The organism is Vibrio sp. S457-15 (genome assembly GCF_000960545.1).
GTDB classification, from domain to species: Bacteria; Pseudomonadota; Gammaproteobacteria; order Enterobacterales; family Vibrionaceae; genus Vibrio; species Vibrio parahaemolyticus.
In genome coordinates this window covers 319,347-335,734 of the sequence record NZ_JYOQ01000114.1, presented here as the reverse complement: position 1 = coordinate 335,734, position 16,388 = coordinate 319,347, and the positions used below count along the sequence as shown (strand labels likewise).

Here is a 16,388-nt window from a genome sequence, read left to right as displayed (position 1 = left end):
AAATCTAGGAAAAACTAATTAACAACATTACCCCCAACAAATCAAGTATCTATATCCATATAACCTCGATATATGAGAATCACTTAACTTGCAAACGAGAAAACAACTGGCAGATCTGGTGGTTTAATATACAGAGATCGTTAACTAGAAATCCTTTTTTAAGCCATTTGTAATTGCTAAAAACCTCCGATTAAACAAGCCAGAAGTAACTATGCTGAAGTATCTAATTCCATTTTCTATTACTGGTTATTTTTACAGTCCATAATGTTAGAATGGCGACTTGAAAAATTTATAAGGTTTCTCTCTTTTGAACATCCAACAAGGTTTCCTACTTACTCGCCAAGCACGAGACATCAAAGGCCAAACTCAGATAGAGTTGTGGCTCGCGACAGAAGCAGGTCCGACTCAACTATTGATCAATGGTGAGAAACCCGTGTTCTTCATCGCTCAAGAGTACATTGAGCAAACCCAAAACCTGGCGCTATCGAAAAGTATTCAAGTTGAAATTCGAACTCTTGAACTGAAAACGTTCGAGCATACCCCTCTCGCAGCTTGCTATACGAAAGTAACCAAAGAAGCACTCGTATTACAAGATCTGCTCTCACAGCAAGATATCGTGACTTACGAAGGCGATATACGACTCGCTGACCGCTATCTAATGGAGCGCTTTATTAAAGGGAGTGTGGAGTTTACAGGTCATCAGCAATCGCGAAATGGCTTTCATCGTATCCAGAATGCAAAGTGTCGAAGTGGTGACTATGAGCCTAAGTTGCATGTCGTTTCGCTAGACTTGGAGTGTTCAGAAAAAGGCATTCTATACTCCATCGGTTTGGATAGCCCTCATGACTCTCGAGTCATTATGATTGGAGAACCAGAACCAGCTGAAACAAATATTCAATGGGTTCAAAATGAAAAAGCACTACTCGAAGCATTGATTGCTTGGTTTAAGTCGTTCGATCCTGATGTTATTGTTGGTTGGAACGTTATCGACTTCGATTTTCGTCTCCTTCATAAACGTGCGGAATGGCACAACATGAAGTTGATGTTGGGTCGCGCCGATCAGCCAAGCTTCTTTCGTAGCTCATCCCAAAGCCAACAGGGGTTTATCTCAATACCTGGACGTGTAGTACTCGATGGCATCGATACACTAAAAACCGCAACTTATCACTTTCGGTCTTGGTCGTTAGAATCGGTGTCACAAGAACTACTCGGTGAAGGTAAAGAGATCCATAACGTGCATGACCGTATGGACGAAATCAATCGCATGTATCGCTCCGATAAGCCTTCACTTGCCAAATACAACCTGCAAGACTGCGTGCTGGTAAACAAAATCTTCGAGCACACTCATCTCCTCGCGTTTGCTATTGAACGGTCGAGGTTGACGGGAGTTGAGTTGGATCGCGTCGGAGGCTCAGTCGCGGCGTTCACCAATCTTTATTTGCCACAAATTCATCGAGCAGGTTACGTCGCACCCAATTTGCACCCTGAAAACTGGATTGCGAGTCCCGGCGGTTACGTAATGGACTCTATCCCTAGCCTTTATGACTCAGTTTTAGTGCTGGATTTTAAGAGTCTATATCCCTCTATTATTCGCTCTTTCCTGATCGACCCAATGGGTTTGGTCGAAGGTTTATTACTGGACATTGGTAAGGATGACGATCAAGCCGTGCCTGGTTTTCGTGGTGGTCAGTTTCATCGTTCGAAACACTTTTTGCCAGAGATGATCGAAAAGCTTTGGGCGGCACGAGATGTTGCGAAGAAAAACAACGAGAAAGCCTTTTCTCAAGCAATCAAAATCATCATGAACTCGTTTTATGGCGTATTGGGCTCATCGGGATGTCGTTTCTTTGATACTCGATTAGCTTCCAGTATTACCATGCGTGGGCATGAAATCATGAAGCAAACTAAAGTGCTGATTGAAAACAAAGGCTATCAAGTGATTTATGGAGACACAGACTCAACATTTGTCTCTTTGAATGGTTCATACAGCCAAGCGAAAGCGGATGAAGTCGGCAATCACTTGGTTGAATACATAAACTCTTGGTGGCAAGAGCATCTTCGCGCTGAGTACAACCTCACTTCAATGCTTGAAATTGAATATGAAACTCACTACCGCAAGTTTCTGATGCCAACTATTCGTGGCGCGGAAACGGGCTCGAAAAAACGTTATGCGGGTTTAATTGGTGAAGGAGAACAAGAGCGCATTGTATTCAAAGGGCTAGAAAGTGCGCGTACCGACTGGACGCCATTAGCGCAAAAATTCCAAAACACGCTCTATCGAATGGTATTTCACGGCGAAGACCCGAGTGACTATGTGCGTGAAGTAGTAGAAAAAACCAATAATGGGGAGTTTGATGACCAATTGGTTTATCAAAAGCGACTACGCCGAAAGCTGCATGAGTACCAAAAAAACATTCCACCTCAAGTGCGTGCAGCACGTTTAGCCGACGACATTAATGCCAAGCTTGGTCGACCTTTACAGTATCAAAATCGTGGGCGCATAGAGTATTTGATTACCCTAAATGGCCCTGAGCCTCATGAATACCGTAACAGTCCTATCGACTACCAGCACTACATCGACAAGCAGCTAAAGCCTGTTGCAGATGCGATTCTGCCATTTATCGGCACAGACTTTGAAACCCTCTCAGCACCACAGATGGGACTGTTCTAACCAATACGAAACTCAGTCTTTTGGTACTGCTTCACGAGCCAGCCACCGAAAGCATCAATTAGGCCAATGACCGAACGCTTGGGAATTGGCCTTCCAGATAACAATATGCAGAGGCGGTCAATCTCCAGTTTTTTCTCGGGATGATATTGCAAAAACACTTCACCACATTCTATTGGATCATCAAACCAGCGCTTATCGCGATACATCACCAAAGAGTAAGAAGCTCTTAATAACTTTTTAGCGATGACTACCTGCGCACGAACTTGCTCCTCAAGGCTTGTCGCCTGAACAATCTTAGCTCGATACACTGCTAGCCATTCTTCAACATCCATATTCCAGTGCTTAGCAATTTCCCAACTCGGCACATAGTCGCCAAAACAATCAGCCAAGTCATCGCCATGCACACAAACACAGCAGTGCTTGAGCATAAAGCCCCAAGTAAAAATGCTATCAAGATTGGCAACTTCGCTAACAAGTGCCGTTCTTATCGCCACTCCCTTGACTTGCGGGTGATCTTGCTGAGCTCGCCACTTTATAGTATTGAGCAGCGTCGCTCGGTTGTTCTCAAACGTCGACTTTGTCACCACAACTAAATCCAGGTTGGACTTTCCTGCTATTGCCGTTTTTCGCGCAACACTTCCGTACACATAAACGCTGTGAAGATTTTGCCCTAGACCGCCTGTTAGGCACATCAACACTTCTTTGATTAAAGGAGCAAACTCTGGTTGAAAAGGTTGTTTAGGATCGATAACTGGAAGAGACATGGATTAAAAAGCGCGCTCAAAGTTTGTCAGTAAGATTCGCTTATGATCCCCTAGCCCCTATTCGGAATCAACCCTAATCAAACGTTTAATCTTGATTCAACAATCACGATGAATTTTGGTGCCACACAACAAACTTAGCGCTATAATCAGCGAGTTTTGCTTAATAAGTATGAATAGGAATATACAATGCCAAAGGCAAGTGAAATCAAAAAAGGCTTCGCAATCGAGTCTAATGGTAAAACTCTTCTAGTTAAAGACATCGAAGTAACGACTCCTGGCGGTCGTGGCGGCGCTAAAATCTACAAAATGCGTTGTACAGATCTAACAACTGGCGCACGCGTAGACGAGCGTTACAAGTCTGATGACGTTGTAGAAACAGTTGAGATGAACAAACGTGCAGTTGTGTACTCATACGCTGACGGCGATGAGCATATCTTTATGGATAACGAAGACTACTCACAGTACACATTCAAACACAATGAAGTTGAAGACGACATGTTGTTCATCAACGAAGACACGCAAGGTATTCACATTATCCTTGTGGACGGTTCTGCTGTAGGTCTTGAACTGCCTTCTTCTGTTGAACTAGTCATCGAAGAAACTGACCCTTCAATCAAAGGTGCTTCAGCTTCTGCTCGTACTAAACCTGCGCGTTTTGCTTCAGGTCTAGTGGTTCAAGTTCCAGAATACATCGCAACTGGTGACCGTGTAGTTATCAACACTGCTGAACGTAAATACATGAGCCGAGCATAAGCATGTCTGATTTGATTTCTTACGACGACGTTATCGACGCAGCGTACGACATCTTCCTTGAAATGGCTCCAGACAATCTAGAGCCAGCTGATGTCATTCTGTTTACTGCTCAATTTGAAGATCGCGGTGCCGCAGAACTTGTTGAAACTGGTGAAGACTGGGTTGAACATGTGGGCTTTGAGGTCGACAAAGAAGCGTATGCAGAAGTTAGAATCGGCCTAGTAAACGAAGAAAATGACGTACTTGATGACGTATTCGCTCGTATGCTAATCAGCCGAGACCCAGAACATAAGTTCTGCCATATGCTTTGGAAGCGCGACTAACGCTCCTTCTCTTATGAATAAAAACACCAGCCTAGTGCTGGTGTTTTTTTATTTTCAAACATCACCGAAGATAGAAAACTGGCCTTTTTGTGTATAAGAAAAAGGCTTGCCAATTGGCAAGCCTTTCTGATTTTCGTTTTTCGCTCTCGATTAACGATGCTTGTTGCGTGCACCTTGTTCGCCAGCATTTTTCTTTGGCTTACGACGAGCAGGATTGTTGCTGCGACCTTTAGACGTGCTTACACGTTCTTCATGGCGCTTAACCGCGCGGCGGATTTTTTGGCTGCGAGCACGTTCACGCTTACGTGACGTATTATCCTTGCTCAAATCTAGCATGGTTTCTTTCTCTGGGCGAAGTTCTACAAGCTCACGCAGGTAGTTTACTTCTTTCAGATCCAGTTCCATCCAACCGCCACGAGGCAGTTTTTTGTCTAGGAAGATATCACCGTAACGAACACGTTTCAGACGGCTAACGGTACACTCTTGAGATTCCCATAGACGACGAACTTCGCGGTTACGACCTTCGTTGATCACTACGTAGAAAGTGTGGTTCATACCTTCACCACCTGCGTAGACAACGTCTTCAAAGCGAGCTAAACCGTCTTCCAGTTCAACCCCTTTTACTAGATTACGAACTTTTTGTTCGGTTACTTCACCAAACACACGCACTAGGTATTCACGCTCAACTTGGCGACTTGGGTGCATTAGACGGTTTGCTAATTCACCATCAGTAGTGAAAAGTAGCAGACCAGACGTGTTTGCATCCAAACGACCAACAGAGATCCAACGAGAGCCACGAATTTTTGGCAGACGGTCGAAAACCGTGCGACGGCCTTCTGGGTCATGACGAGTACACAGCTCACCCTCAGGCTTGTAGTACGCAAGTACACGACAGATCACTTCTTCTTGAACCTTTGCAGATACAATGTGACCATCGATACGAACTACACTGCTCTCATCTTCCAGTCTTTCACCAAGTTTAGCGACCACACCGTTCACGCTTACGCGTCCGGATTTAATTAACGATTCGATCTCACGACGAGAACCGTGTCCAGCACGTGCTAATACTTTTTGTAACTTTTCGCTCATTTATCTACCTATGTGTCGTCTTCACAGACGTCGAGACCAGAATTGGCCTTCATTGTGCAAGTTACCCATGTAGATGGGATTTTTTCGGTCGGTCATTATACGCGATTCTTGCATTTAATGTAAGTGAAATCCTGCCAATTCTCCGCCCACAATTTACCGTTCAAGACAAATTCTCGGCCCAACTTTTGTCCTACTAAGTATGAGATATTCCCATGCAGAATCGAACTATTATGGGTCGTTCCTATCCTCTTTCAAACGGTCTCAGCTGATAAAATTGTCAGGGTTATAACAACAATAACCCATTTAGCTTGCTGGCTATGGTAATCAGATAAAAGGAATAAAAAATGTCTAAGACAAATCTTGACCTAAATTGGATTTTTGGCACATCCGGAGATGACGATTTAACAGGAACAAAAGGATCTGAAACCACCGACATCTTTTTCGGATTTGGCGGTAACGATAAGTTTGTAGGCTACGGCGGCAATGATTATATTTTTGGCGGCTGGGGAGACGACACTCTGCTAGGCGGTCGTGGCAACGATTTTATTTCTGGCGGTTTTGGGAATGACTTCATCTCAGGCGGTCTAGGTAATGATTCATTGTTCGGTGGATGCGGTGATGATGTTATTTTCGACTATTCAGGCAACAACTTCCTCAGTGGGGGCTGGGGTAACGATACGCTTGTGGTCGGCGATGGCGAGTCAGTGTTGAGCGGGGGCTGTGGTGACGACACATTTGTCTTTACCAACCGTCTGGCGATTGGCGTTCCTGATCAACCGGTATCCTCCAATGACATTGAGATAGAAGCCGATGTTCTCGACTTTAATATCTTCCACGACAAACTGGTCTTTGATTTGGGTAAAGATACAGATGGTGATGGCATTCGCGATACTTTCCTAGATTCAGCGGATGATCTGACCCTTAGCTACAACGAATGTGGTTGGGCAGTATTCTCTAGCGAAGAATACAACGTAGAAGTCACGCTAAATGGCGTTAATTCAGCTTACATAAACTATGCTGAACACCACGGTATCGACATTTTCGAATTCGCATAAGCCATCTTTACTCGGCGTAAACACTGCTCAAGTATAAATAATGAAAAAGGAGGCTGATAGCCTCCTTTTGTTTATGTTGGTATTTCAACTTATTCGAATGGTGATGGATCGCCAGAACCAATTCGAACCACTTCTGGATCACCTTCGCTGAAGTCAATCACTGTAGTAGGTTGCTCACCTAAGTAACCACCATTCAGGATCACATCAACTGCATGTTCAAGTTTGTCGCGGATATCTTCCGGATCAGACTCTGTCACATCGCTACCAGGCAGAATCAATGACGTTGACATCAATGGCTCACCCAGTGCTTCGAGAAGATCCAATGCGATTTGGTTATTTGGCACACGGATACCGATAGTCTTACGTTTCGCATTCATCAAGCGACGAGGAACTTCCTTCGTACCTTTGAAGATGAACGTGTAAGGACCAGGAGTGTTGTTTTTCAGTAGTCGAAATGCTCCGTTGTCCACGCGCGCATACAGAGAAATTTCTGACAAATCGCGACACAACAACGTGAAGTTGTGCTTATCATCTAAGCGACGAATCTGACAAATGCGCTCTAGCGCTTGTTTGTTCTCCAATTGGCAACCAAGTGCATACCCTGAATCTGTCGGGTAAACCACGACACCGCCATTACGAATGATTGCTACTGCTTGATTGATCAAGCGAGCCTGTGGGTTTTCTGGATGAACGTAAAAAAACTGGCTCATTGTAATTCCTCATTATCGAGCCTCTCGGCTCTATATTTTTGTGGAGCTTGAATGCCGTCTTGTTGAGCATTATACCCAAGTCATTCTCGCTGAAACTAACGTCTTGACGTTACTTGGATACATCCAACGAAGGATCGATGCCCCAATCTTTCCAAACGGGTTCAACACCTGCAGGTAACCACAGGTTTCTGCCTAATTCCATCCAAGGAGATGGATAGTGAAAATCGCTGCCTTGAGAGGCTAATAGTTTGTATTGTATAGCATAATCAGCCAAGTTGCGTCTTTCTTGTTGTGCTTGCTGCGGTTGAGCAACTTCCATTGCATCTCCGTTAGCTTCAACAAACGCAGCTAGAAGACGCTTAATCCACTTTGCTGTCAACTGATATCTGCCCGGATGCGCCAATACCGCTTTACCACCAGCGGCATGGATAGCATCGACAGCCTCTTTCATTGAACACCAATTTGGCGGTACATAACCTGGGTTATTGCGAGTGAGATACTTTTTGAACACCATTTGCATGGTTTTCGCATAACCATTATCAACTAACCACTTAGCAAAGTGAGCTCGGGTAATCGGCGCGTCACCAGCCAGTTGCTGAACTTCTTCTAACACCCCTTCACGAGTGGCCTTTTGCAGACGAGAAGCGATCAGCTCAGAACGAGCCACACGATGTTGCTTTTGTTGCTCAATCAATGCCGCTAATGCAGGATTTTCAGGATCAATATTCAAACCAACGATATGGATATCTTTATTCTGCCAAACGGTTGATATTTCAATACCGTTAATGATTTTTATCGGCAAGTCGTTCTCTTCAACGTATTGTTTGGCACGCGCTAAACCGTCAACCGTGTCGTGATCTGTAATCGCCAAAACCTCGATATCAAAACCCAGTGCCCTATCCACTAAATCTTTCGGTTCTAATCGACCATCGGACGCCGTGGTGTGACTATGTAAATCAATTCTCATATTTTTGTCGTTTTAATGCTGTTTTGGGGTTGACTTTTTACTCTCGCACTAGTTAACTAGTACACAAATACAAAGCACGTAATTTAAGGCTCACTATGTTACAAGAATTTAACCAGAACCAAAAAGCGAAAGTTGCTGTTTGTCTTAATAAGACAAACTCAGCAGATCTTGCTTGGTGGCGCACTTGGACAAGTTCTTGGTGGGCTAACGTGTACTTCTAGTTTAGAAAAACAAACGTCATAAAGCCCGCTACTCAAGCGGGCTTTTTATTTTGTCGCCCAACTCACATTCAACTGCCTAAACATTAATCGGATATGACCAACTCTTGATTGGGAGAACGTTTGCTTTATGCGACTATGTACTGCAGGACGATTAAAACAGCTACAAGGAGGTCTTGTGAACAAGGCCATTGAAATTAAGAAACTTGGACAACTGGAAGTATTAAAAGCTTCTGTTCCTTACACTCAAGACCCAACCCGTCTGTTCCATACTATTTGTGAGAACAAAACGGATAGCTTGCTTTTAGAATCGGCTGAAATTGATTCTAAACAGAATCTCAAATCGCTGTTAATCGTCGATTCTGCGGTTCGCATCGTTTGTTATGGACATACCGTCAGCTTTCATGCTCTAACGGAGAACGGCAAAAACCTACTGACGCATTTGAATCAAAACGTACGTGGCGAAGTCGCAAGCCAATTTGACGGCGAAACACTGACTTTAGGATTCATCCAACCATGCGATACGATTGATGAAGATTCTCGTCTACGAGAAGCCTCTTCTTTTGATGCGCTTCGTTTGGTACAGCACAGTTTTGATCTTTCTTCGCAAGACAAACATGCCATTTTCCTTGGTGGCCTATTTGCGTATGACTTGGTGGCGAACTTCGAACCATTAGGAAACGCGGTAGCAACAAACCAGTGTCCGGATTACGTCTTCTATGTTGCGGAAACATTGCTGGTTGTAGATCACCAAACAGAATCCTGCCAACTGCAAGCAACATTGTTCGTTGACGGCTCGCAAAAAGCAGCGCTAGAAAGTCGAATCGAAGATATCCGAGCTCAATGCACATCGCCAAAGCGTCTTCCAGACGCAACGCAAGTGGCCAATATCACAGCTCAACCAAGCGTTTCGGATCAAGATTTCTGTCAAATCGTCCGTGATCTAAAAGAATTCGTGGTAAAAGGCGATATTTTCCAAGTGGTTCCTTCTCGTCGATTCACATTGCCTTGCCCTTCTCCGCTAGCAGCTTACAAAGAGCTAAAGCAAAGCAACCCAAGCCCTTACATGTTCTACATGCAAGATGAGCTGTTCACTTTGTTTGGTGCGTCGCCAGAAAGTGCCTTGAAGTATGAAACCGACACCAACCAAATAGAAATCTACCCAATTGCGGGGACTCGCCGTCGCGGTAAACGTCCAAATGGCGAAATCGACTTTGATTTAGATAGCCGTATTGAACTTGAACTACGTAGCGACAAAAAAGAGAACGCTGAACATATGATGTTGGTAGACCTAGCTCGTAATGATGTAGCGCGCATCTCGCAAGCTGGTACTCGTCATGTTGCCGATCTCCTAAAAGTCGACCGCTATAGCCATGTTATGCACTTGGTGTCCCGCGTGGTTGGCCAGTTGCGCGATGACCTTGATGCTTTGCACGCTTACCAAGCTTGTATGAACATGGGCACGTTAACTGGGGCGCCAAAAATTCGTGCAATGCAACTGATTCGCGATGTTGAAGGTGCTCGTCGTGGCAGCTATGGCGGAGCGGTAGGCTATCTGACCGGAGAAGGCACGCTCGACACTTGTATCGTGATTCGCTCGGCTTACGTGGAAAACGGCATTGCTCAAGTACAAGCAGGTGCAGGCGTGGTATTCGATTCTGACCCTCAAGCGGAAGCCGATGAAACACGCGGAAAAGCTCAAGCGGTTATCTCTGCTATTCAAGCAGCGCATTCTCAACCTGCGAACAAGGAGTAGCAGACATGGCGAACATCGTATTCATCGATAACTTTGACTCGTTCACCTATAACCTTGTGGACCAATTCCGCTCATTAGGTCACTCAGTCAAAATTTATCGTAACCACATTCCGGCAGAAACCATCGAACAAGCAATAAACGAGCTCGAAAACCCCGTCGTTCTGCTATCACCGGGGCCAGGTGCGCCATCAGAAGCAGGTTCGATGCCAGAGCTGATTCAACGAATGAAAGGCAAAGTGCCAATGATTGGTATTTGTCTTGGTCACCAAGCGATTGTTGAAGCGTACGGCGGTACTGTCGCTGGCGCTGGTGAAATCATTCACGGTAAGGTCTCTATGATGGAGCACCAAGACCACGCAATTTATCAAAATCTGCCATCGCCACTTGCAATTGCGCGTTACCACTCTTTAGTGGCGACAAAGGTACCAGACAGCCTGACCATCACTGCCGAAGTCGACAATTTGGTCATGTCTGTTGTGCACGAACAAGATAAAGTTTGCGGATTTCAGTTCCACCCAGAGTCAATAATGACGACTTACGGCGCAACCTTGTTGGGCAACGCGATTGAATGGGCGCTTGAGAAAAATAACGCATAAGGAAATGGGGAGAGAAACTATGGAAGCAATCATCAACAAACTGTACGAACAGCAATCACTGACTCAAGAAGAAAGCCAACAGCTATTCGACATTATTATTCGCGGCGAGCTTGATCCAATTTTAATGGCATCGGCATTAACTGCATTAAAGATCAAAGGCGAAACGCCTGATGAAATTGCCGGTGCAGCAAAAGCCCTACTGGCGAATGCGAACCCGTTCCCTCGCCCTGATTACGACTTTGCAGACATCGTAGGAACAGGGGGCGATGGTCACAATACTATCAATATCTCGACGACGGCCGCCTTTGTTGCCGCAGCGTGTGGCCTAAAGGTCGCGAAACACGGCAACCGCAGCGTATCAAGTAAATCGGGCTCTTCTGACTTACTGGACTCGTTTGGCATCAACCTAGCAATGAGTGCTGAAGACACCCGCAAAGCGGTTGACGACATTGGCGTTGCCTTCTTGTTCGCGCCTCAATATCACGGAGGCGTTCGCCACGCGATGCCTGTGCGCCAAACCATGAAAACGCGCACCATTTTCAACATTCTTGGCCCGTTGATTAACCCTGCACGTCCAAACATCGAACTAATGGGCGTCTACAGTGAAGAACTGGTTCGTCCTATCGCAGAAACCATGCTACAAATGGGTATGAAGCGCGCCGCTGTCGTACATGGTAGCGGATTGGATGAAGTGGCCATTCACGGTACAACAACGGTTGCCGAAATCAAAGATGGCAAGATCACTGAATACACCCTATCGCCAGAAGATTTTGGTCTAGAGTCTCACCCGCTAGAAGCCATTAAAGGCGGCGACCCGGAAGAAAACAAAGCAATAATCACCAACATTCTGACGGGTAAAGGTACAGACGCACAACTAGGCGCAGTCGCGGTTAACGTCGCACTTCTAATGCGTTTATTCGGCCACGAAGATTTAAAAGCCAACACGCAGCAAGCGATCGAGGCTATGAACTCAGGCAAAGCTTACCAATTGGTACAGCAACTTGCCGCGCACGCTTAAGGAACAGATGAAGATGACTGACTTCAACACCCAGCAAGCAAACAACTTATCAGAGCACGTCTCAAAAAAAGAAGCAGAAATGGCGGAAGTGCTTGCCAAAATTGTTCGCGATAAATACCAATGGGTAGCAGAGCGAAAAGCATCACAGCATTTGAGTACTTTTCAGTCGGATCTATTGCCGTCAGATCGCAGTTTTTATGATGCATTGAGTGGCGATAAAACCGTATTCATTACAGAATGCAAAAAGGCATCGCCATCAAAAGGCCTTATCCGCAACGACTTCGATTTGGACTACATCGCGTCGGTTTACAACAACTACGCAGACGCGATCTCGGTTCTGACCGATGAAAAATACTTCCAGGGTAGCTTCGATTTTCTGCCTCAAGTTCGCCGACAAGTGAAACAGCCAGTGTTGTGTAAGGACTTCATGGTCGATACCTACCAAGTTTACCTTGCTCGTCATTATGGCGCGGATGCGGTATTGCTCATGCTTTCGGTACTGAATGACGAAGAGTACAAAGCGTTAGAAGAAGCTGCGCACAGCCTAAACATGGGCATTTTAACGGAAGTCAGCAACGAAGAAGAGCTTCACCGCGCAGTTCAGCTTGGCGCTAAAGTTATCGGTATAAACAACCGCAACTTGCGCGACTTAACAACGGATTTAAACCGAACTAAAGAGCTTGCGCCAACCATTCGTAAGCTTGCACCAAACGCAACGGTTATTTCAGAGTCTGGCATTTACACTCATCAACAAGTTCGTGACTTAGCAGAATATGCAGACGGCTTTTTGATTGGCAGCTCGCTAATGGCGGAAGACAACTTAGAACTTGCGGTTCGTAAAGTAACGCTAGGTGAAAATAAGGTTTGCGGTCTGACTCACCCAGATGATGCGGCAAAAGCGTATCAAGCAGGCGCAGTATTTGGTGGTCTGATTTTCGTTGAGAAATCAAAACGAGCGGTCGATTTTGAAAGTGCTCGCCTAACCATGAGCGGCGCGCCACTTAATTATGTTGGCGTGTTCCAAAATCACGACGTTGATTATGTCGCCTCAATCGTAACGTCTTTGGGTTTAAAAGCCGTGCAGTTACATGGGCAAGAAGATCAAGAGTACGTAAACCAGCTCAAAACAGAACTACCCGTTGGCGTCGAGATTTGGAAAGCCTACGGCGTGGCGGATACAAAGCCATCCTTGCTATCGGACAACATTGACCGTCACCTGCTGGATGCTCAAGTTGGTACTCAAACTGGCGGCACAGGCCACGTGTTCGACTGGTCTTTGATCGGCGATCCAAGTCAAATCATGCTGGCAGGTGGACTGTCGCCTGAAAATGCACAGCAAGCAGCAAAATTAGGCTGCTTGGGATTAGATTTAAACTCTGGAGTAGAAAGCGCACCGGGGAAAAAAGATTCACAGAAGTTGCAAGCCGCATTTCACGCTATTCGCAACTACTAAAGTTATTCGCAGTTATAAAAATACGAGAAGGATTATCAAAATGGCAAAACTGAATGCCTACTTTGGCGAATATGGCGGTCAATACGTTCCGCAAATTCTAGTTCCAGCACTTGAGCAACTAGAGCAAGCGTTTATTGACGCGCAAGAAGATCCAGAATTCCGCAGCGAGTTCATGACGCTCCTTCAAGAGTACGCTGGTCGCCCAACGGCACTGACTCTGACTCGTAACCTAACCAAAGGCACAAAAACAAAATTGTACCTAAAACGTGAAGATCTGCTTCACGGCGGCGCACACAAAACCAACCAAGTACTTGGTCAGGCGCTACTTGCGAAGCGCATGGGTAAACACGAAATCATCGCAGAAACAGGCGCAGGTCAACACGGTGTAGCAACTGCACTTGCGTGTGCACTACTTGGCCTCAAGTGTCGAGTTTACATGGGTGCAAAAGACGTTGAACGTCAAAGCCCGAACGTGTTCCGCATGAAACTGATGGGTGCAGAAGTAATTCCTGTCCATTCAGGCTCAGCAACACTTAAAGATGCTTGTAATGAAGCGCTGCGTGATTGGTCAGGCAGCTACGAAGACGCACACTACCTTCTCGGTACAGCAGCAGGCCCTCACCCATTTCCAACTATTGTGCGTGAGTTCCAACGCATGATTGGTGAAGAGACTAAAAACCAAATTCTGGCGCGTGAAGGTCGCCTACCTGATGCTGTTATCGCCTGTGTGGGTGGTGGCTCAAACGCGATTGGTATGTTTGCAGATTTTATCGAAGAAGAAAGCGTTCGCCTGATTGGCGTGGAGCCAGCAGGTAAAGGCATCGATACGGATCAACACGGTGCGCCACTTAAGCATGGTAAAACAGGTATCTTCTTTGGTATGAAGGCACCATTAATGCAAGATGAGAATGGTCAGGTTGAAGAGTCTTACTCTGTTTCAGCCGGTCTAGACTTCCCTTCAGTTGGTCCACAGCACGCACACCTTAACGCTATCGGTCGCGCTGAATACGACAACGTAACGGATGATGAAGCATTAGAAGCATTCCAAGAACTAGCTCGCAGCGAAGGCATCATTCCTGCACTTGAATCCTCTCATGCTCTGGCACATGCACTGCGCATGGCTCGTGAGAATCCTGAAAAAGAGCAATTACTGGTTGTTAACCTATCTGGTCGTGGTGACAAAGACATCTTCACCGTACACGCCATCTTAGAAGAAAAAGGAGTAATCTAATGAGCCGTTATGAGAAGATGTTTGCACGCCTAAACGAGAAAAACCAAGGCGCATTTGTACCATTCGTGACGGTTTGTGATCCAAACGCCGAGCAATCGTACAAGATCATGGAAACACTGGTTGAATCTGGCGCTGATGCGCTTGAACTTGGTATTCCGTTCTCAGACCCATTGGCGGACGGCCCAACAATTCAAGGTGCCAACATTCGAGCGTTAGATTCGGGTGCAACTCCGGATATCTGTTTTGAGCAAATCGGAAAAATTCGAGCAAAGTACCCAGACCTGCCAATTGGTCTATTGATGTACGCCAATCTTGTATACTCACGCGGTATTGAGAGCTTCTACGAGCGCTGTGCAAAAGCGGGCATCGATTCCGTTCTCATTGCAGACGTTCCGACTAACGAAAGCGCAGAGTTCGTAGCCGCGGCAGAGAAATTTGGAATCCACCCAATCTTTATCGCACCACCAACGGCAAGTGACGAGACGCTAAAACAAGTTTCTGAATTAGGCGGCGGCTACACTTATCTGCTTTCACGCGCGGGTGTGACGGGTGCAGAAACCAAAGCTAACATGCCAGTTGACCATATGCTTGAAAAGCTAAACCAGTTTGATGCACCACCAGCGTTACTAGGTTTCGGCATTTCTGAACCAGCACAAGTAAAACAAGCCATTGAAGCGGGTGCTGCAGGTGCAATTTCGGGTTCAGCAGTCGTAAAAATCATCGAAGCACACGTAGAGCAACCGCAAATCATGCTCGATAAGCTTGGTGAATTTGTCTCAGCAATGAAAGCAGCAACTCAAAAGTAATCGACACCACAAGCTAAACACTGCAAACGCTCATTGATTCTCGTTAATGGGCGTTTTTTTATCAACTTGATTGCAAACCTCGCAATGCTCTCACTTCCAACCGTCTTTTAAAGAAGCGAATCCATAAAGTGATAAAATGCCATTGTTCAAACCTGTTTTGTAAGGTACTGACATGGAAGATATCAAATCGTTGTTGCTGCAATGCCCTGTTTTAGCCGGTTTGCCAGTGGAAGGAATAAACGAAGCAGTACAAATCGTTCGCGCACGACACTTCGACGAGAAGGCACTCATTTGCAGTAAAGGCGCGCAGCACTCTTCATTGATGGTGATCGCCAAAGGATCTGTACGCGTTAACTCGATAAGTTCCAAAGGAAAAGAAGTCACCTTGATGATTTTCGAAGCCGGAGGATGGTTTGGCGACAATGTATTTTCACCCGGCATGCCACGTATTTTCGGAGCAACAGCTCATACCGACGTAACCCTATTAGAGCTACCTGGCGATAAATTTCGGCAGTTGTTAGCCAAATATCCACAAAGCTACCCTGTGATTCTGGATTTGCTCAGCCGCAGATTATGGTCAGCTATTTCCGTTATCGAAGACGACGCCATTCGCGGTATAGAAGAGAGGATCGGCAGACGGTTATTACTTCTGGCAGAATATCAACATAACCGTCCTATAAGTGCCCAGTCTTGTGTAGTGAAAGTGACTCGTGAGCACATCGCCAACATGATGGGGCTAACACGACAAAGTGTTCATAAGGTACTAAAGAAATTGGAAAACTCGAACGTTCTTAGGCTGCAATACGGCAGTATTACCATATTGAATCCACTGAAAATGGAAGCGTATCTCAAACAGTTGGAATAGTTGTAGATGCAAACACGTCTTTGGTCTAACCGGCGTACTCAGCTAAAATGACCACCAACCGATACCATGTAGATCAAACAAAAAGCCAGCGAGAGCTTCGCTGGCTTTGACAT

At 45.7% G+C, this 16,388-nt stretch carries 16 protein-coding genes and 1 other annotated feature; of the genes, 12 read left to right on the top strand and 4 right to left on the bottom strand.

The features are described 5' to 3' along the window. Positions 1-307 precede the first annotated feature (307 nt). The gene (locus UF05_RS10475; RefSeq protein ID WP_045545760.1) at positions 308-2,671 is read left to right on the top strand and encodes a DNA polymerase II; all 2,364 of its coding nucleotides are present in this window, start codon (positions 308-310) and stop codon (positions 2,669-2,671) included. Here UF05_RS10475 and UF05_RS10470 read toward each other — a convergent pair. After that, a complete protein-coding gene (locus UF05_RS10470; protein ID WP_017448417.1) occupies positions 2,668-3,435 on the bottom strand; it encodes a nucleotidyltransferase domain-containing protein in 768 nt (255 codons plus the stop codon). The two genes, UF05_RS10475 and UF05_RS10470, sit on opposite strands and share 4 nt — an antisense overlap. Before the next feature lie 186 nt (positions 3,436-3,621). Between UF05_RS10470 and efpL the strand changes: the two genes are divergently transcribed. Together efpL and UF05_RS10460 are read left to right on the top strand one after the other, a co-directional pair. Continuing rightward, positions 3,622-4,188: an elongation factor P-like protein EfpL gene (gene efpL / locus UF05_RS10465; protein ID WP_005465079.1), complete on the top strand. Its 567-nt coding sequence runs from the start codon at positions 3,622-3,624 to the stop codon at positions 4,186-4,188. A gap of 2 nt (positions 4,189-4,190) precedes the next feature. Further along, positions 4,191-4,511, top strand: a complete 321-nt coding sequence (locus UF05_RS10460) for an HI1450 family dsDNA-mimic protein (RefSeq protein ID WP_045545759.1) — start codon at positions 4,191-4,193, stop codon at positions 4,509-4,511. Between the two features lie 150 nt (positions 4,512-4,661). Here the strand turns inward: UF05_RS10460 and rluB are convergent, their stop codons facing one another. Continuing rightward, on the bottom strand, positions 4,662-5,600 hold the full coding sequence (gene rluB / locus UF05_RS10455; RefSeq protein WP_005465081.1) for a 23S rRNA pseudouridine(2605) synthase RluB: 939 nt from the start codon (positions 5,598-5,600) through the stop codon (positions 4,662-4,664). 344 nt (positions 5,601-5,944) lie between these two features. On the opposite strand from rluB, the gene UF05_RS10450 reads away from it, so the two are divergent. Next, positions 5,945-6,655 (top strand): calcium-binding protein, encoded by a 711-nt coding sequence (locus tag UF05_RS10450; RefSeq protein WP_005481620.1) that lies wholly within the window; start codon positions 5,945-5,947, stop codon positions 6,653-6,655. An 89-nt stretch (positions 6,656-6,744) separates the two neighbouring features. On the opposite strand, the gene UF05_RS10445 is transcribed toward UF05_RS10450, so the two are convergent. Then, positions 6,745-7,365 (bottom strand): L-threonylcarbamoyladenylate synthase, encoded by a 621-nt coding sequence (locus UF05_RS10445; protein ID WP_017448415.1) that lies wholly within the window; start codon positions 7,363-7,365, stop codon positions 6,745-6,747. A 109-nt stretch (positions 7,366-7,474) separates the two neighbouring features. Further along, entirely contained in the window at positions 7,475-8,332 is an 858-nt protein-coding gene (gene rnm / locus UF05_RS10440; protein ID WP_005465084.1) for an RNase RNM, read from the bottom strand. A gap of 95 nt (positions 8,333-8,427) precedes the next feature. Here rnm and UF05_RS10435 point away from each other — a divergent pair, with 95 nt between their 5' ends. From UF05_RS10435 to UF05_RS10400, 8 genes are all read left to right on the top strand, one after another. Further along, positions 8,428-8,553 carry a trp operon leader peptide gene (locus UF05_RS10435; RefSeq protein ID WP_005465085.1) on the top strand — a complete coding sequence of 42 codons (126 nt, stop codon included), beginning with the start codon at positions 8,428-8,430 and terminating at the stop codon, positions 8,551-8,553. Beyond that, positions 8,500-8,603, top strand: a sequence feature (Trp leader region). Its footprint overlaps the gene before it by 54 nt. Before the next feature lie 125 nt (positions 8,604-8,728). Further along, positions 8,729-10,306: an anthranilate synthase component 1 gene (locus UF05_RS10430; protein WP_021453408.1), complete on the top strand. Its 1,578-nt coding sequence runs from the start codon at positions 8,729-8,731 to the stop codon at positions 10,304-10,306. Positions 10,307-10,311: 5 nt separating this feature from the next. Continuing rightward, positions 10,312-10,902 carry an aminodeoxychorismate/anthranilate synthase component II gene (locus tag UF05_RS10425; protein ID WP_005465090.1) on the top strand — a complete coding sequence of 197 codons (591 nt, stop codon included), beginning with the start codon at positions 10,312-10,314 and terminating at the stop codon, positions 10,900-10,902. 19 nt (positions 10,903-10,921) lie between these two features. Beyond that, positions 10,922-11,920, top strand: coding sequence for an anthranilate phosphoribosyltransferase (gene trpD, locus UF05_RS10420; protein WP_023585312.1), 999 nt, complete (start codon positions 10,922-10,924; stop codon positions 11,918-11,920). Positions 11,921-11,933: 13 nt separating this feature from the next. After that, entirely contained in the window at positions 11,934-13,373 is a 1,440-nt protein-coding gene (trpCF, locus tag UF05_RS10415; protein ID WP_023585311.1) for a bifunctional indole-3-glycerol-phosphate synthase TrpC/phosphoribosylanthranilate isomerase TrpF, read from the top strand. Positions 13,374-13,413: 40 nt separating this feature from the next. Then, positions 13,414-14,604, top strand: a complete 1,191-nt coding sequence (trpB, locus tag UF05_RS10410) for a tryptophan synthase subunit beta (RefSeq protein ID WP_005465096.1) — start codon at positions 13,414-13,416, stop codon at positions 14,602-14,604. Then, positions 14,604-15,410, top strand: coding sequence for a tryptophan synthase subunit alpha (trpA, locus tag UF05_RS10405; protein WP_015296978.1), 807 nt, complete (start codon positions 14,604-14,606; stop codon positions 15,408-15,410). Before trpB ends, trpA begins: the two co-directional genes overlap by 1 nt. A 172-nt stretch (positions 15,411-15,582) precedes the next feature. Continuing rightward, positions 15,583-16,275 carry a Crp/Fnr family transcriptional regulator gene (locus UF05_RS10400; protein WP_005465100.1) on the top strand — a complete coding sequence of 231 codons (693 nt, stop codon included), beginning with the start codon at positions 15,583-15,585 and terminating at the stop codon, positions 16,273-16,275. Positions 16,276-16,388: the final 113 nt, after the last annotated feature.

Excerpts from the sequence above, each read along its gene's own strand:
- UF05_RS10470 (WP_017448417.1), bottom strand. The coding sequence starts at position 3,435 with ATGTCTCTTCCAGTTATCGATCCTAAACAACCTTTTCAACCAGAGTTT.
- efpL (WP_005465079.1), top strand. The coding sequence starts at position 3,622 with ATGCCAAAGGCAAGTGAAATCAAAAAAGGCTTCGCAATCGAGTCTAAT.
- UF05_RS10460 (WP_045545759.1), top strand. The coding sequence starts at position 4,191 with ATGTCTGATTTGATTTCTTACGACGACGTTATCGACGCAGCGTACGAC.
- rluB (WP_005465081.1), bottom strand. The coding sequence starts at position 5,600 with ATGAGCGAAAAGTTACAAAAAGTATTAGCACGTGCTGGACACGGTTCT.
- UF05_RS10450 (WP_005481620.1), top strand. The coding sequence starts at position 5,945 with ATGTCTAAGACAAATCTTGACCTAAATTGGATTTTTGGCACATCCGGA.
- UF05_RS10445 (WP_017448415.1), bottom strand. The coding sequence starts at position 7,365 with ATGAGCCAGTTTTTTTACGTTCATCCAGAAAACCCACAGGCTCGCTTG.
- rnm (WP_005465084.1), bottom strand. The coding sequence starts at position 8,332 with ATGAGAATTGATTTACATAGTCACACCACGGCGTCCGATGGTCGATTA.
- UF05_RS10435 (WP_005465085.1), top strand. The coding sequence starts at position 8,428 with ATGTTACAAGAATTTAACCAGAACCAAAAAGCGAAAGTTGCTGTTTGT.
- UF05_RS10425 (WP_005465090.1), top strand. The coding sequence starts at position 10,312 with ATGGCGAACATCGTATTCATCGATAACTTTGACTCGTTCACCTATAAC.
- trpD (WP_023585312.1), top strand. The coding sequence starts at position 10,922 with ATGGAAGCAATCATCAACAAACTGTACGAACAGCAATCACTGACTCAA.
- trpCF (WP_023585311.1), top strand. The coding sequence starts at position 11,934 with ATGACTGACTTCAACACCCAGCAAGCAAACAACTTATCAGAGCACGTC.
- trpB (WP_005465096.1), top strand. The coding sequence starts at position 13,414 with ATGGCAAAACTGAATGCCTACTTTGGCGAATATGGCGGTCAATACGTT.
- trpA (WP_015296978.1), top strand. The coding sequence starts at position 14,604 with ATGAGCCGTTATGAGAAGATGTTTGCACGCCTAAACGAGAAAAACCAA.
- UF05_RS10400 (WP_005465100.1), top strand. The coding sequence starts at position 15,583 with ATGGAAGATATCAAATCGTTGTTGCTGCAATGCCCTGTTTTAGCCGGT.